Source organism: Bacteroidota bacterium (assembly GCA_016715425.1).
Classification (GTDB): Bacteria; Bacteroidota; Bacteroidia; order Chitinophagales; family BACL12; genus JADKAC01.
Genome location: JADKAC010000005.1, coordinates 489,052 through 506,365 on the forward strand (window position 1 = coordinate 489,052; position 17,314 = coordinate 506,365).

Here is a 17,314-nt window from a genome sequence, read left to right on the forward strand (position 1 = left end):
CAATTAATTGCATGTTATCACAGAGTTACCCGACTCTCTGAACTGAATTTATAACGATACTTTTCGAAGGGAACTCTGTGAAGGATGTGATACTAATATCTCATCATTAAATACTGATTACTTATTACTATTCACTACTCACCATCCACAATCACCAACTTTTCAGAAAATTGTTTTCTCGTAACTGAATATTTATTAAATTTTACAACTTCATTATTTTAGGAAACTATAAAGTCTTTTTATATTATTTGCCAGTAAGCCAGATTTTTTTTTGATACACACCTTTTTCACTTTGCAATTGAATTACATATAATCCAGTAGGTAAAGTAAGAGGTATAGCTAGCTGATTTATTTCTGCTTCACTTTCATAGCAAACCTTACCTAACAAATCTGTTATTGAAATTTGTAAAAATTGTAATTCTTCCATCTTTATGTAAACTGTATTATTAAAACTATATATAATAGCTTGGATAGTATTTGGATTATTTATTTGAACATAGCTTTCCGTACTTCCAGCTATTATAGGATGATTGGGCTGAGTTTCAAAAGCATAATCATGCACAATAAGAGTGTTTGCAGAGTCTAAAACGCTACACCGTACCCAACCGTAATGCAGGCTATCATCAGTGCCAACCACACGGATACCGAGAAAGTGGTTGGTTAACTCCGGAAACCAATTTCCTCGCCCTGTATGATTTAATAAAAACGTATAAAAATATCTGTACTCTGCCATCCTTTGATTATTGGCTTCTTCAAATTGAAGGTTGTTATTAATGGTATCTCCTTCTTGAAATGCTAACGGATAAAACCAAGTATATCCACCATAATATCCCCAATAAACTGTGCTTGCAGCTATTGCATTTTGGTCATTGTCAAAAGCACCTGCCTCGGCACGATATAGAAATACATTACTATTCCAAAAAGTGAATACATCCTGAAATGTAACATTGGCAAAAACGAAATCATAATTATCGTTGTCGTTCAAATCAATTCCAAAAAATTCCCATGGTTCGTCCATTACCTGATCGGGTTCCACATCTACATATATTACTTGTGCATCTGCATCCGGTTTTCCAGCGATAAAAGCTCCAGACAAAAGTGAATACTGCATTATTTTTACACTCAGAGTTTTCATAGTATCAATATTTATTCTAAATAATTAATTTGCATTTTAATATTATTGAAATTACATATTGCAATTTATCTAAAGATCACTATTTATTTTTTAGGAATTACATTTTCCGGAAGTGCTGCATCATTTAAAATATGCGCTATTAAAAGTGGTGCATAATACGGTGCCAATGAAAATCCTTTTGTGCCTAATCCATTTAATAAAAAAACATTGTTATGTTCGGGATGTCTGCCAATAACGGGTGTACGGTTTTTCATTGTAGGGCGCACTCCGGCTGCATGTTGCTGAATAGTGTAGGGTGTAATTAGTAATTCATCTAACTTATTTTTTAGTTGATTAAATCCTGTTTCTGTTGGCTCATTATTTATGTTATCCCATTCATTTGTTGCGCCTGCCCAAAATAATTCTTTGCCAAGTGGAACAACCGCTATTTCTTTTTGAAATGTATTTTCTGTTTGTAATTCCGGGATATGCAAAATAAAGTATTGGCCCTTCGCCGGTTTAAATTGTAAAAATTGCAGCAACGGATTTTTAATTGCCGCATATCCTTCACAGAAAATAATATATCTGTAATCCATGTTATTCCAATGAATTTTGTTTTCTTTTAATTGCAAATCTTCATGTTGCAATTCTACTTGTAAAATTTTGTTGTTAAGTAGTAATAATTTGCTGTAAGCAGAAATAATTTGTTGCGGAAATATTTGTAATGCATTTTTAATTTTTATTCCCCCAAAATTATTTCTAAAATGAAATCCTAAATTATCCGAAGCATTAAATTCTGAAAGCCAATCATTCATCGCTAAATCTTGTTTTATAGATTTCCATGCTTGCAATGCATCTGCACTTTTATGTAAACGAATTATTTCTGTATTTCTAAAAGTTTGTATTTGTAATTTTTCTTCTAACTCTTTATACGTTGTTTTTGCTTGTTGCAACAGTTGTTCAATATTCCATTGCAATGCATATTTTCTTCCTGTAACCGGATTTATAATTCCGCCTGCGGATAAAGTAGCACTTTGAATTTTACTGGAATCAACTATATGAAAGCTGAGATTTCTTTTTTCTAATTCATGCGCAATTGTGGCACCTGCTATTCCAAAACCTACTACCAAAAAATCAATCATGATGTGTAGTTATTAAAGCCCGCAGCATTTCTCTTTTTCCTGGTGGTCCGGATAATCGTTCTACAATAAATCCCGCTGCTTGCATTGTTCTTCTCACTTCGCCTTTAGCGCAATAGGTTACCAAAATGCCATTAGGTTTCATGAGATGAAATAGTTTTTGAAAATTATTTAAGCTCCAAATTTCCGGTTGCACTCTTGGACCAAATGCATCGAAGTAAACAAGATCATAATGATTTGTTGATTGAAATGATTCCAGCGTTATTTGCTGTTTAATTAAAATAAAATTTTCTGTAATTGTTATTTCTTTTTCAAAAGGCGCAGAATGCATTGCATGGAACAAATTTTCACTCGCATCATTCCTTAGTTGTTGTGAATAATTTAGAGTTTGAATAAGTGTAATATCAAGTGGAGATGGTTCAAGTGTAGTATAATTAATTTGCAATGTATTTTCTTCTGCAAATAAACAACTCAATAACGCATTTAATCCTGTTCCAAATCCTATTTCAAGAATATGAATTGTGCTTTTTGTATTCAGAAATTGTTGTAATCCTGCATGAATAAAAACATGAAGCGATTCGGTGATTGCACCATGCAGTGAATGATAGTTTTCGTCTAAGTCTTTTAGATATAATGTATGCGAACCATCGGCAGTTATTCGCAATTCAGGATTCATTTTCTTTATTGCGGTTTTCTTCTTTTAATTCATATACAACACGCAAATAATCCTGCTCGGTAAAATCATCTTCGTCATCATCATCCTCATCTTCCAATTCTATTTTTGGCGGAAGATCTACATTGCGATAAATAAATGCGATGAATGCACCTGATATGCCACCCATTAAATGTCCTTCCCAGGATATATGCCAGTCGAGTGGTAATAGACCCCAAACAATACCGCCATATAAAAACACAATAAGAAGTGAAAGAGCTATTGACTGAATATCTTTTCTGAATACACCGCTAAAAAATAAAAAAAATGCAAAGCCATATACCAGATTACTTGCACCGATATGATAGGAGGGGCGACCTGTAAGCCATAACATAAATCCGGAGGCAAGATAAATAAAAACAAATGCTTTGAACGCCACCTTGCGATAAGTAAACAACATTAAAAAACCGAGAATAATAAATGGTACTGAGTTAGAAATAAGATGATTCCAATCGCCATGAATTAACGGCGAAAATAAAATGCCACGCAATCCTTTTACGGTAAGTGGAAACACACCCCATGAAGCCAAACTTATTCCGGTTAATACTTCAAAAATTTTCACCAGCCACATTAATGCAACAAAAACAATCGGCATGAATATGCTGGTATAGAGCAGTTGATTTTCTTCCGCTTTACTTAGCGGTTCACGGTATTGTGCTGCATTAATTTTTCGAAAGTTGAACATGCTTTTTTTCTGCAATTTGAAATAGTAATTCTACTATTTCTTTTTGCAAAGTAACACCTTTATCCTGATTGTACCATTTCTGCAAATCTGCTTTCCATACTTCACCATCCACACCATTTTCTCTTGCTGTTTTCACTAAATCAGCAGCAGGTTTTTGTCGTGGTCCCCAGCTTGCAAGAGGCAAATGAGTTTCTGAATCAATAAAAATAAATTTAGGAATACTGCGAGTGCCGTTAGTGAGAAACATATCCATGATTTCAGGATTTTCATCACGCAGAATAATGTCCATATCAATATGTAATTGCTCAGCTAATAATGCTATCGTTGCGGTATTTGGAGCAGCATCCGCACACCATGATTCCACAATTGCTAATATGCGAACCTGAGGAGAATATTTTTCTGATAATGCCACTACTTCAGGTATAACAGTCCAGGTTTTATTTACCCGTTCCATGCGTTGGGCATTCATTTTTGTATAATATATTTCAGTTTCACCTTGCGTTCCGGTAGATCCTTCATTGGCAGCAAGTGAGCGTATCAACTCCATATATTCGCTGTAGCTGTAAGTATTCAGCGTATCAATATCAATAACCTGATTTGTTTTTAATAACATGTTGTATTTCTTTGATTTTATAAAGTGTAAAAGTATTGCGAAGGTTCATTCTTATTATTGACTTTCGTCACAGAGCTATGTAACTTTGGTCGCATGAGATATTTCAAGTATATATTACCATACTCAATTCCGCTTACTTCTTTTATAAGTATTTATGCGGGAGGGATATTCTCATTCCTCGCTTTGTTCTATAGTTTTATGTTTTTGCCCTTGCTGGAATTATTGTTACCCCAAGATGAAAAAAATTTAAGTGCTGCTGAAGAGGAGTTAGCAAAAAAAGATAAGGTCTTTGATTGGATGTTGTATTTTAATATGCCATTGGTATATGGAACGCTGATATATTTTTTATTTCGTGTTTCGGATAGTAGTCTGCTTTGGTGGGAATTAACAGGGATGGTGTTTGCAATGGGATTATGTTGTGGTGTTATTGGAATTAATGTTGGTCATGAATTAGGTCATCGCAAAAATGAAGCAGAAAGATTAATTGCAAAGTTATTATTGATGTCCTCTTTATACATGCATTTTTTTATTGAACATAATCATGGTCATCATAAAAATGTAGGCACAGAAAAAGATCCTTCTTCTGCAAAATATAATGAACCGGTTTATACCTTTTATTTCCGCACTTTAATATTTTCTTTTTTCTCTGCATGGGATATTCAAATGCGAATATTGGATATGAAAGGACAAAAATTTATTTCCTATCACAATCAAATGTTGATTTTTATGTTGGTGGAAGCAATGCTGATAATTGTTATTGGTGCATACTTCGGTTTAAAAGTTATGTTGCTTTTTATTGCTGCTGCATTTGTTGGAATATTATTATTGGAAACAATAAATTATATAGAACATTATGGATTGCGCCGCAAATTAAAAGGTGATGATTTATATGAACGTGTTATGCCCTGGCATTCATGGAATAGCAATCATTATATCGGACGTATGGTGCTTTATGAACTTACACGACATAGCGATCATCATTATTTAGCAAGCAGAAAATATCAGGTATTGCGACATTTAGAACAGGCTCCACAATTACCTGCTGGTTATCCTGCTATGGTGGTGCTTTCCTTGCTGCCTCCATTATGGTTTCGGGTGATGAATAAACGAGTAAGACAATTAAGTACAGTGCAACATCAAATCAATAATTAAATTGCAACCTGTAATCATTGGAATTGCCGGTGGAACAGGCGCAGGTAAAAGTACGCTTGTAAAAAATATCAGTACTGTTTTTAAAACTCATGGTGTTGCAGTAATTCCGCAAGATGCATATTATAATGCAAACACAAACATTCTTGAGAGCGAAAGAAAATTAAAAAATTATGATCATCCCGATGCAATTGATTGGCTATTGTTGCAACAACATATTATTGAATTGCAGAATGGAAATACTATTCATCAGCCTGTGTATTCTATGCTTACTTGCAGCAGAAAGGAAGAAGTAATTATTGTGGAACCTGCACCTGTTATTTTGGTGGATGGAATCTTGATTTTTACTCAAGAGAATATGCGTAATTTATTTGCTTTAAAAATATTTATGGATGCAGATTTAGAATCTAGGTTTCAACGCATTGTAAAAAGAGATATGCAAGACAGAGGACGTAATCTGCAACAGGTAAATGAACGCTTTACAAAAACAGTTCAACCCATGCATATTGCATTTATAGAACCATCAAAAATTTACGCCGACATTATTATCACCGGTGGAGGAAAAAATGCAGAAGCTATTCAGCTCGCAACACAAGCAATAAAAAAATTATTAGGTGATGACGGGTGAGAAAAAACTTAACCGCAAAGAACGCTAAGAAAAAAACGCAAAGGACGCAAAGCAATTGAAAAAAGGTTGGCCGCCAACCATGGAAAAAAAGAAATGCAGCCACGAATGCACGAATATTTATATAACACGAATGCACGAATAAAAAAAATCTATTCGTGCATTCGATTTTTAATTCGTGCATTCGTGGCTATTTTTTTAAAAAAATAAGAATGCTAACCGATCTCCGTGAACCTCCGTGAAAACTCTGCTAAACTCTGTATAATATTTTTTCAATAGCTAATCGGCTAATCAACACATCTGCTAATTCTAAAAAAATCTATGTAGTAAAAAAATATTTCCTCATGAATTAGGTTGGCGGGGATGCCAACCATGAAGAGACCTAGGACAGAATAACATCTCCGTGAACCTCCGTGAAAACTCTGCTAACCTCGGTGTAATATTTTTTCATTAGCAAATCGGCTAATCATTTCATCCTCGCAATAACTCCCGATAAAAAATGATAGAGCAAACGAATTCCAAAACCAACACCACCTCTTTGACGATAACCATTTTCTTCTTTTAGAAATGCAGTACCTGCAATATCTAAATGCAACCAAGGATAATCAGTGAAATGTTCTAAAAATTTACCTGCAGTAGAAGCGCCACCAACTGGACCGCCAATATTTTTTAAATCAGCAACATCGCTTTTTAATAATTCACTGAACTCAGTCCAAAAAGGAATTTCAGAAACACGTTCAAATGTTTGCAATCCACTTTCTATTAATTTGCTTCTATAAGTAAAGTCAGTACCCATTAAAGCAGCGCCATAAGAACCTGTAATTGCTGAAGCAGCACCTGTTAATGTAGCAAGATCAATTACTAATTCAGGATCAAATTGTTTTGCATAATGCAATGCATCGGCGAGAATTAGTCTTCCTTCCGCATCTGTATTTTGTACTTCTACCGATGTGCCATCACCCATAATAATAATATCATCTGGCACTAATGCATTGTTGCCAATTCTGTTATCTGTTGATGGCATTAATCCAATTACATATACAGGTAATTTATTCGATGCAATAGCAGTGATTGTTCCTAAAACCGCAGCAGCTCCACTCATATCACTTTTCATTGTACCCATATAATTTGAGGGTTTCAAACTATATCCACCTGTATCATAAGTTACACCTTTGCCAACAAGAATAAATGGTTTTTCATTTATTGCATTCACAGGTTTATAAGTAAGCACACTAAATGTTGGAGGAATTGTACTGCCAAAATTTACTCCCAACAAGCCACCCATTTTCAATGATTCTATTTGTTGTTTTTGTAACACCTCTGCATTAAAACCAAATTGTTTTGATTTTTCAATAACCAAATTTCCGAGGTCAACAGAGTTGAAAGAAATCACAGGTTCATTAATAATATTTTTAGCAAGTGTAACAGCATCTATAACATTGGTGAATGCATCCAAATCTGATTGTGAAATATTATTTGCATTTAATTGCACTGTTGTCAGCGATAGTGTTTTTGCATCTTTTTTATATTTATTGAATTGATATTGCGCTAAGCAAAATCCTTCCATAATGGCAAATATCTCTTCTGTGTTGTAAGAGTTATTGTTTTGTGTTATTAGCAGAGATTCTGATTTCTCTTTTGCATTTAATCGAAATAATTTTCCACCTGCTTGTCTGCATGCTTCTTTTATTTCAAAATTTTTCATCTTATCATCCTGCTTTATCATCACCACATATATTGTAGTTGAGCCAGTATAAAACACTAAAGCATCGGTTTCTTTATTCTCTAATTTTTTAGAAATTACCTGTGCAAATGGCTGTAAAAGCGGATTAGAAATATCGTCCTGAGTACGCACTAAAACTACTGTGTGATCCGCATTAGTTTCAGATGATTGTATAAATTTAAAATTCATTTATTATTTAATAAGAGTTTGCAAAAATACGTATTAACTGTTTGTTGACTAATGATGTGAGAATAACAAGGAGATCACAATTAATTGAGATTATAATACAGAAACACGATTGCCGGGAAATTGTTGAAGATATTGCGCCAGAATGCGTTGCACATCAGGTGTGTCGAGCCGCCATTTAATACAGTCATGAATTACTTCAGCAGGTGTTTGTCCCAATGAAGAATCAAAAAAACCAAAGCCGAGATAATGTCCTTTCTCTACATATACCACACTGCTTTCATTGTTGTTTCTGCCATTGCCAATTAAATAATAAGTAGCAGATTCTGCTTCCCAATCTTCAATCATCGCTGTTATTCTCGCATTATAAAAGGTGGCAGATTCCTTTTGTACACATGCACCATAACAATCGCCATTTGGATAATTATAACATGCATTATTTACTGTTTGAATATGGCACAATTTCGGGCAAAGCGTATATTCTTTTATTTGTTCAATAAGAAAAGCACGGGCATCGAGGTAGTTGCTGAAAATGCGCAACACTTCTTTTTTGCGATTATATTTTTCAATGGCAAGATGATCATAACCCAACTGATCTGTGTATTTGAAAATACAATAATTATGACTCCATAATTTTTGTGCTTCATTAAATTTTGGTGTGCGTCGTTTTATTTCTTCACTTTCCAAAAGCAATGCTATTAGTTCATTGCCGGTGAGTTCGTAAGTGATATGATGTGTTTCCAATCGCAATGCATTTTCTTTTCCATGTTTATCCGCATAAGTAAAATGATTGAACACTCTGCTCTTGATATTTTTTGCTTTGCCTACATAAATAATATTATTGTCGCCATCTAAAAAATAATATACTCCCGGCTGCGCAGGCAATGCTTCTAATGTTTCTTTAGGAAGATTCGGCGGTAAGTGTTGTTCTTTCGAATTGCGCTTTAATGCAGTGGCAACAAAATTCTCTTTATCATTTTTCAACACCATTGAAAACAAAATAGCAGTTGCATTTGCATCACCCATTGCACGATGTCTGTTTTCAATATCAATATGTAACGCATCGCATATCTTACCCAAGCTGTAACTTTTATATCCGGGAAATATTTTTTTGCTGAGACGAACAGTACATAGTTTTTTTAAATTGAAATAATAACCTTCTGATTCAAATGCTGCTTTTAAAAATGCATAATCAAATCCTACATTATGTGCTACAAAAATTTTATCGTGCAGTAAATGATATAGCTCTTCTGCAATTTCAGAAAATGTAGGCGCTGTTTCCACCATTTCGTTTGTGATGCCTGTAAGCTGTGTGATAAAATCAGGAATAAATAATTCCGGGTTAATAAGTGATTGAAAAGTATCTACAATCGTATTGCCGTCATGCACAATCACTGCAATCTCAGTGATGCCATTGAGATCAGCTCTTGACCCTGTAGTTTCTATATCAACTATTGCGTACATGTTTTTAATTTCTGCCAGCAATAAAATTATAATTCTTTTGTGAGTTATTGCATTTTACCATTTAGTATTTTACACATAACTTGCACGGCAAAAGAATTTTGATTTGATACGTGTATTACAAATGATTTATTCCGGCTGGTGTGCATTGATGTTTGCACTGATGTTATTAATTACACTGCCGTTTTTTCTTGTTTTCCCACTCATACTTGGCAATAAATCTTTAGGCCCTTTAATTTTTTTATGCAAAGTAGTGGCGTATGGGTTTTCATTTACTACGGGAATATTTTATCGCTTTCATGATTGGAAGAAAGTAGATAAAAAACGCACTTATATTTTAATTGCAAATCATCGGAGTAATCTGGATGCACCGGTGGCAGCAGCAACAGTGTGGGGGAGAGTGAAACCTATTGCAAAAAAAGAGTTGTTGAAAGTGCCTGTATTAGGACCTATTATGAAACGCACTTCTATAATTGTTGACAGAAGCAATAAAGCAAGCAGATTAGAAACCATGCAACAAATGCAACAAACCATTGAATCGGGAGCGCATATATTTATTTTTCCGGAAGGTACTCGCAACAAAACAGAGGATAAAAATTTTATCCCATTTAAAGATGGCGCATTTAATATGGCTGTTCAAACGCAAACACCATTGTTGCCAATTTTATTTTTGAATACTGATAATTTATTGCCCAATAAAAAGCCTTATATGAAGCCGGGTATTTGCGAAATATATTATCTGCCTGTGGTTGAAGTTGCAGGATTAACGGATGCAGATATTCCAAAATTAAAAGAAGACGTATGCACTATGATGGAGGAAACATATATCGCATTAAAAAAGAAAAATAATATACTATGAATATAAAATTTTGTGGTGCTGCAGGTACCGTTACAGGAAGTGCACATCTGATTACATTAAGTGATGGATTTAAAATATTACTCGATTGCGGAATTTATCAGGGCAATGAAAAAGAGTTTGAAAATTTTAATGAAACATTTTTATTTAATCCAAAAGAAATTGGTTGTGTTGTTCTATCACATGCGCATATTGATCACAGTGGCAGATTGCCGAAGTTGGTGAAAGATGGTTTTGAAAGTAAAATTTATAGTACATCTGCAAGCAGAGATCTCACTGCAATTTTATTATTGGATAGTGCGCATATTCAAAAAAGAGAAAGTGAATTCACGAACAGAAAATATAGTGAAGATCATGAATTTGGTGAGCCACTTTATGATGCCGAAGATGTACAAAGGTGTATGGAATTATTTCGCACAGTGGAATATAATTCCTGGTTTGGAGTGCATCCTGATGTGGATGTGATGTTTAAAGATAGCGGACATATTCTTGGAAGTGCAAGTGTGAATATGCGTATTCGTCAACAGGGTATGAAAGATATTTATGTTGGATTTACAGCGGATATCGGCAGACCTGATCGTCCTATTTTACGTGATCCGGATCCAATGCTTCCATGTGATTATTTGATTTGTGAATCTACTTATGGCAATAGATTGCATAAGCCTAAAGAACAGGAAAAAAATGACTTGATAAAAATAATTCATGAGACATGTATTGAGCGAAAAGGGAAGGTGATAATTCCTGCATTTAGTGTCGGTCGTACACAGGAAATTTTATATAATATGGATATGCTGCAACAGCAAGGTAAGTTACCTGATGTTCCTGTTTATGTGGATTCGCCTTTAGCAATTAGTGCAACATCAATTTATCGTCAACATCCGGAATGTTATGATAAGGAATTATTGAATTATATGATGAGTGATCCCAATCCATTCACCTTTAAAAATTTAAAATTTGTAAAGTCAGTAGAAGAATCAAAAAGTATAAATACTAAAAAAGGATGTGTCGTAATAAGTGCATCGGGAATGATACATGCGGGCAGAGTGAAGCATCATGTGTTTAACGCAATTGAACATGCGGAAAATACAATTATGTTAGTGGGTTATGCTGCTGAAAATACACCCGGAGGATTGCTGATGCGTGGCGCAAAAAAAATAAAATTATTTGGTAAAGAATTGCATGTGAATGCGAGAATAGAAAGAATGGAAAGTTTCAGTGCGCATGGTGATTATAAAGAAATGATTTACTATCTGCGTTCGATGGATAAAAATAAATTGCGCAAAATATTTTTAGTGCACGGCAATGAAGATGCTCTAACAGGTTTCAGAGAACATCTGCTCAATGAAAAATATATGGATGTTCACATTCCAGTGTTGGGAGATATTGTTGAGTTGTGAGGGTTGGAGGTTTCGATTTTCGGGTAAAAAAAATCAGTGATAATATAACAGCACTAAGTTTTTTTCATTGTCAACTGTCAACTGTCAATTTAAATACCAATTCCCCTTACAACCCAAACGCCATTCCGAAGCGAAGTGTAAATGGACTGCCATAGATGAGGTTTTGAGAATCCCATAATAAATTCCAGATGGCAAGTATTTGAAAAGATGAATTGGCACCAGCTGAAAGATTTAATCCGCCGCCTACAAATAAACCGGGTTGCACATCTTTATAAGTGATAAATGAATCATCATATTTAAACCAGAGATGTTCATATTCTGCATGGGCAAATAGACCATAAAAAATATCGTAGTCGGCGAATACTCGTGGACCAATGATATTGCTATTATAAGATTGATAGTAACCTGTGGGATCATTATAGGAAACATATTGATAAGTCATTCCCAGACCGGGAGTAAATTTTGGCGTTACCCGATACCCAACTAATGGTGAAACATCAATGGCAGTAAAATTTCCAAACTGGGCACCGAGGTAACCACCCACTACAAAACGATTGGCTTGAAAACCACTTCCTTTAGAAGGTTTATTATCCGTTTCTTCATTATCAATGGGGGTTAATTGTGAAAACACTTTTGAATTGTCAAAGCCTATTATTAACAGAGTAAAAAGCAGGTAAACAAAAATTTTGTGCACTTGTATGAAATTTGATTTCTAACGTCAAAGATAAAAATTAGTTGTAAGCTGCTTGTCCGCTTTTAGTTAACTTTAATTTGCCCGATAAATATCATTTTCAAAATGGATTTTAGAGTTTATCTTTCAGCCAATAAATTATGGGTAGCTCAATAGAAAATAAACTGCTATGCTTTCACTGCGGCGAGCCGTGCCCGGATGCCACTTTTACTATTGAAGAAAAAACTTTCTGTTGTTTTGGTTGTAAAACGGTGTATGAAATTTTGCAGGATAATGATTTATGTGCGTATTATGATATTCAGAATTTCCCCGGTCAATCACAAAAAAATAAAATTGCTTCTGCAAAATATGAAGTGCTGGATCGGCCGGATATTAAACGGCGATATATTACTTTCAGCGATGGCAAACAAATACATGTAAAATTTTATTTGCCATTAATTCATTGTTCGTCATGCATTTGGTTATTGGAAAATCTGCATGCAATAAATCCCGGCATAATACAATCTACTGTTGATTTTACACGCAAGGAAATTTTTATTATAGCCGATGAAACTGTGATTGCATTAAAAGATATTGCAGCGGTTTTAGATTCTGTGGGATATGAACCTTACCTGAGTTATTCGGATATGGGTGAAAAGAAAATTGCAATTACCAATGGCAACCGATTACTTAGAATTGGCATTGCAGGATTTTGTTTTGGCAACATTATGATGTTCAGTATTCCGGAGTATTTTGCAGGGGGTGATTTGCAGGATTTACAATTGCAACGCCTGTTTCATTTTCTCTCTTTCATTCTCTCTCTTCCTGTTCTTTTTTATTGTTCACAGGAATTTTTTAACTCGGCATGGAAAGGTTTGCGCAATCGTTTTCTGAATATTGATGCACCCATTGTATTGGCAATTCTGATTACGTTTATCAGAAGTATGTACGCTATTTTAATTGAACAGCAAGGTGGATATTTTGACTCGATGTCAGGTATAGTTTTTTTTATGTTGGTGGGCAGATTTTTTCAGGATTATACTTACCGCTCCATCACATTCGATCGTGATTATAAATCTTATTTTCCTCTCGCAGTTTCAAAATTATCGAAAGGAGTTACCACACAAATTCCATTATCCGAATTACAAAACGGCGATGATTATTTGGTGCATCATGGTGAATTAATTCCGGCAGATTCAGTATTAATAAATGGTATTGCACAAATAGATTACAGTTTTGTAACCGGTGAATCAGAACCAGTAGAAAAAACTATTGGTGATTTAATTTATGCAGGTGGAAGACAAACGGGTGGACAATTGGAGCTGTGTGTTATTAAAGATGTTTCTCAAAGTTATCTTACGCAGTTATGGAACAATACAGGTGCACAAAAAGAAGTAAATGAGTCGGGTTCTTTTGTGCATCTGCTCAGTAAATATTTTAGTTATATCGTAATTACATTATCTGTTACTGCATGTATTTTTTGGATGTTTGTAGATTCATCCCGTGCATTAGATGCATTGGTTACTCCATTAATAATTGCTTGCCCATGTGCTTTGTTGTTGTCGAGTACTTTTACTTATGGCAATGCAATTACCCGATTAGGTCGTTTCGGTTTTTATTTAAAAAATGCACATGTAATTGAAAGATTGCAACACATTACTACAATTGTGTTTGATAAAACAGGTACAATAACAAAAAACAAAAGTGCAGAAGTAATATATGAAGGTGAATTATTAAGTGAAGAAATGCAATCCATTTTATTTTCATTGGCATCGCATTCTACACATCCATATAGCCGAAGTATAGTTCGTTATTTAGGAAAGCAACACAAAATAATTATTTCAGATTTTACAGAATCTGCAGGTGCCGGCATTGCAGGCATTTATGATAGTGATTTTTTTCAGATTGGTTCTGCAAAATTCACCGGAGCAAGTCACGATAATCTGAGTGCTGCATATTGCGCAATTAATGGAAATGTAATTGGTCGTTTTATTTTTAAAAATAAATATGTAGATGGTCTGGCAGAAATGATTACAGATTTAAAAACCCGATATCATATTTATTTAGTTTCGGGAGATAATGCCCGGGAACATCATGCGCTTTCTGAAGTTTTTGGAACCGACAATCAATTGTATAATTGCAATCCGCATGAAAAGAAAAATTTTGTGCAACAATTGCAAAGCAAAGGCGAAAAAGTGGCGATGATTGGTGATGGATTAAACGATGCAGGTGCATTGCTTGCCAGTGATGCCGGTATTGCAATCTCATCTGATATAAATCAATTTACGCCCGCAAGTGATGCAATATTGGATATTCGCTTTTTACAAAAATTACCTGAATTATTTAAATATGCACGGCAGAGCAGACATGTAATTCTCGGCAGTTTTATTTTTTCTATACTGTATAATCTTGTTGGGTTATTTTTTGCGTTGCAGGGCTTGTTGTCACCTGTAATTGCGGCTATACTCATGCCTTTAAGTACAATAACAATTGTGTTATTTACTACAGGCTTGAGCAGTATTTTAGCAAAATCAAAATTCAAATAACATTTCAACTATTTGCATTGCATAAAAAAGAATTCTTTATTTGTAAAATACAAATGATAAAAGTCATTCTATATTTTGAAGTTAATCACTTTGCTATCTTTGAACGAAAGGCAATTTAGCACCAAATTATGAGCATACTATTTTTACTTATCGGAGTTAGTCTTACAGTTGCAGTGTGTTTTCTGATTGCTTTTATTTGGGCTGTGAAAACCGGGCAGTTCGATGATTCCTATACACCTTCTGTTCGCATTTTATTTGACGACTTTTTGAAAAAAAATAAATCTGAAACCAAACACACAAAAGAATAAATATGGAGCTTGAAAAATTCAGTTACGACAACCGAATTGCTAAGCAATTTACTTACGCTACTATTTTTTGGGGGATAATAGGAATGACTGTTGGCCTTTGGGCAGCATTCGAACTTGCCTATCCATCATTAAATCTGGGAATTGATTTTATTACCTATGGTAGAATAAGACCATTGCATACCAATGCAGTGATATTTGCTTTTGTTGGCAATGGCATTTTTATGGGCGTGTATTATTCCTTGCAGCGATTATGTAAAGCCCGCATGTACAGCGATGTATTAAGTCAAATACATTTCTGGGGTTGGCAATTAATTATTGTGAGTGCAGTAATTACAATTCCATTGGGAATGACTTCCGGAAAAGAATATGCAGAATTAGAATGGCCGATTGATATTTTAATAACTATTATTTGGGTAGTGTTCGGTATCAATATGTTCGGAACAATTATGCGGAGAAGAGTGCGACACATTTATGTTGCTATTTGGTTTTATATCGCCACATTTATCACGGTTGCAGTGTTGCATATTGTGAATTCAATGGCAATACCGGTTACATTATTTAAAAGTTATTCCATGTACGCAGGTGTGCAGGATGCTTTGGTGCAGTGGTGGTACGGACATAATGCCGTGGCTTTTTTCTTAACCACTCCATACCTCGGACTGATGTATTACTTTTTACCAAAAGCAGCTAATCGTCCCGTGTATTCTTATAAGTTATCTATAGTCCATTTTTGGACATTAATATTTTTATATATCTGGGCAGGACCTCACCATTTATTGTATTCCGCATTACCCGAATGGGCACAAACTTTAGGAGTAGCATTTTCAATTATGTTGATTGCGCCGTCATGGGGAGGAATGGTAAACGGCTTACTTACTTTGAGAGGTGCATGGGATAAAGTACGAGAAGATGTTATTCTGAAATTTATGGTGGTGGCTATCAGCGCTTATGGTATGGCAACTTTTGAGGGACCCATGTTATCACTGCGAAATATCAATGCATTAGGACATTATTCTGATTGGATAATTGCACACGTGCATGTGGGTGCTTTAGGATGGAATGGATTTCTCACTTTCGGAATTTTATATTGGATTATTCCTAAAATGTTTCGCACAGAACTTTTTTCTAAATCGTTGGCGAACACACATTTCTGGATTGGCACTTTAGGAATTATTTTCTATGCTGTTCCTATGTATTGGGCGGGATTTATGGAAGGCTCCATGTGGAAACAATTTAATGCAGATGGCATGTTGCAGTATCCCAATTTTGTGGAGACAACTCAATATGTAAAACCATTTTATTTATTGCGTTCCATCGGTGGTAGTTTATATTTAATCGGCGCCTTACTCATGTTATATAATTTGGTGAGGACAGTACGCAAAGGAAGTTTTATTGCCAATGAAGAAGCAGAAGCAGCTCCATTACCTGTAGCAGTGAAAGCACATAAAGGTGAATACTGGCATCGTGCTTTAGAGAGAAGACCAATTCAATTTGGAATACTTGCACTTATCGCAATTATGATTGGAGGAATAGTGGAAATAGTACCTACATTTTTAATTAAATCCAATGTGCCCACTATTGCAAGTGTGAAACCTTATACGCCACTTGAATTGGAAGGCAGAGATATTTATGTGCGGGAAGGATGTTACACTTGTCATTCGCAAATGATTCGACCCTTCCGTTCGGAAACAATGCGCTATGGGGAATATTCAAAAGCAGGAGAATTTATTTATGATTTTCCATTCCAGTGGGGATCAAAACGCACGGGGCCGGATTTACATAGAGTAGGTGGAAAATATCCTGACTCATGGCATTATTATCATATGTTAGATCCAACTTCAATTACACCGGGTTCTATTATGCCACCTTATCCTTGGTTACTCGATAGAGATTTAAATACAAAAAATACAGCGGCAAAAATCAGGGCCATGCAAACTTTAGGTGTACCTTATGAAGAGGGTTATGATCAGATTGCAGTGGAAGATTTAAATGCGCAGGCAGAGGGAATTGCAAAGCGATTGGCAGATGCAAATATCCAGACAACACCCGATAAAGAAATCATTGCATTGATTGCTTATTTGCAAAGATTGGGAACAGATATAAAAGCAGAAAAGAGCGTTCAAAAATAAT

15 protein-coding genes are annotated in these 17,314 nt (G+C 34.9%); 7 read left to right on the plus strand and 8 right to left on the minus strand.

Annotated features, from left to right (window positions below; translation table 11 throughout):
- Positions 1-244: 244 nt before the first annotated feature.
- The 5 genes from IPN31_07915 to IPN31_07935 all read right to left on the minus strand — a co-directional run bounded on the left by IPN31_07915 (position 245) and on the right by IPN31_07935 (position 4,263).
- A complete protein-coding gene (locus tag IPN31_07915) occupies positions 245-1,135 on the minus strand; it encodes a T9SS type A sorting domain-containing protein (GenBank protein ID MBK8681814.1) in 891 nt (296 codons plus the stop codon).
- 83 nt (positions 1,136-1,218) lie between these two features.
- On the minus strand, positions 1,219-2,256 hold the full coding sequence (locus tag IPN31_07920; protein ID MBK8681815.1) for an FAD-binding oxidoreductase: 1,038 nt from the start codon (positions 2,254-2,256) through the stop codon (positions 1,219-1,221).
- A complete protein-coding gene (gene mnmD / locus IPN31_07925) occupies positions 2,249-2,929 on the minus strand; it encodes a tRNA (5-methylaminomethyl-2-thiouridine)(34)-methyltransferase MnmD (protein ID MBK8681816.1) in 681 nt (226 codons plus the stop codon). Before mnmD ends, IPN31_07920 begins: the two co-directional genes overlap by 8 nt.
- Complete coding sequence (locus IPN31_07930) at positions 2,919-3,650, minus strand: rhomboid family intramembrane serine protease (protein ID MBK8681817.1); 732 nt, start codon at positions 3,648-3,650, stop codon at positions 2,919-2,921. Before IPN31_07930 ends, mnmD begins: the two co-directional genes overlap by 11 nt.
- Positions 3,628-4,263: a thioredoxin family protein gene (locus IPN31_07935; protein ID MBK8681818.1), complete on the minus strand. Its 636-nt coding sequence runs from the start codon at positions 4,261-4,263 to the stop codon at positions 3,628-3,630. The genes IPN31_07930 and IPN31_07935 overlap by 23 nt, the downstream gene beginning before the upstream one ends.
- Before the next feature lie 93 nt (positions 4,264-4,356).
- Between IPN31_07935 and IPN31_07940 the strand changes: the two genes are divergently transcribed.
- Together IPN31_07940 and udk are read left to right on the plus strand one after the other, a co-directional pair.
- A complete protein-coding gene (locus IPN31_07940) occupies positions 4,357-5,415 on the plus strand; it encodes an alkane 1-monooxygenase (protein ID MBK8681819.1) in 1,059 nt (352 codons plus the stop codon).
- Position 5,416: 1 nt separating this feature from the next.
- Positions 5,417-6,040 (plus strand): uridine kinase, encoded by a 624-nt coding sequence (gene udk / locus IPN31_07945; GenBank protein ID MBK8681820.1) that lies wholly within the window; start codon positions 5,417-5,419, stop codon positions 6,038-6,040.
- A 463-nt stretch (positions 6,041-6,503) separates the two neighbouring features.
- Here udk and IPN31_07950 read toward each other — a convergent pair whose 3' ends face one another.
- Entirely contained in the window at positions 6,504-7,949 is a 1,446-nt protein-coding gene (locus IPN31_07950; GenBank protein MBK8681821.1) for a leucyl aminopeptidase, read from the minus strand.
- Between the two features lie 90 nt (positions 7,950-8,039).
- Positions 8,040-9,410: a 3'-5' exoribonuclease gene (locus IPN31_07955; protein MBK8681822.1), complete on the minus strand. Its 1,371-nt coding sequence runs from the start codon at positions 9,408-9,410 to the stop codon at positions 8,040-8,042.
- Between the two features lie 103 nt (positions 9,411-9,513).
- Between IPN31_07955 and IPN31_07960 the strand changes: the two genes are divergently transcribed.
- Positions 9,514-10,266: a 1-acyl-sn-glycerol-3-phosphate acyltransferase gene (locus tag IPN31_07960; GenBank protein ID MBK8681823.1), complete on the plus strand. Its 753-nt coding sequence runs from the start codon at positions 9,514-9,516 to the stop codon at positions 10,264-10,266.
- Positions 10,263-11,660, plus strand: a complete 1,398-nt coding sequence (locus IPN31_07965; GenBank protein MBK8681824.1) for an MBL fold metallo-hydrolase — start codon at positions 10,263-10,265, stop codon at positions 11,658-11,660. Before IPN31_07960 ends, IPN31_07965 begins: the two co-directional genes overlap by 4 nt.
- Positions 11,661-11,766: 106 nt before the next feature.
- On the opposite strand, the gene IPN31_07970 is transcribed toward IPN31_07965, so the two are convergent.
- Positions 11,767-12,354, minus strand: coding sequence for a hypothetical protein (locus IPN31_07970; GenBank protein ID MBK8681825.1), 588 nt, complete (start codon positions 12,352-12,354; stop codon positions 11,767-11,769).
- 137 nt (positions 12,355-12,491) lie between these two features.
- Here IPN31_07970 and IPN31_07975 point away from each other — a divergent pair, with 137 nt between their 5' ends.
- The 3 genes from IPN31_07975 (at position 12,492) to ccoN (ending at position 17,313) form a co-directional block, all read left to right on the plus strand.
- The gene (locus IPN31_07975; GenBank protein ID MBK8681826.1) at positions 12,492-14,876 is read left to right on the plus strand and encodes a heavy metal translocating P-type ATPase metal-binding domain-containing protein; all 2,385 of its coding nucleotides are present in this window, start codon (positions 12,492-12,494) and stop codon (positions 14,874-14,876) included.
- A gap of 128 nt (positions 14,877-15,004) precedes the next feature.
- The gene (ccoS, locus tag IPN31_07980) at positions 15,005-15,184 is read left to right on the plus strand and encodes a cbb3-type cytochrome oxidase assembly protein CcoS (GenBank protein MBK8681827.1); all 180 of its coding nucleotides are present in this window, start codon (positions 15,005-15,007) and stop codon (positions 15,182-15,184) included.
- A gap of 2 nt (positions 15,185-15,186) precedes the next feature.
- Positions 15,187-17,313, plus strand: coding sequence for a cytochrome-c oxidase, cbb3-type subunit I (gene ccoN, locus IPN31_07985; GenBank protein MBK8681828.1), 2,127 nt, complete (start codon positions 15,187-15,189; stop codon positions 17,311-17,313).
- Position 17,314 lies beyond the last annotated feature (1 nt).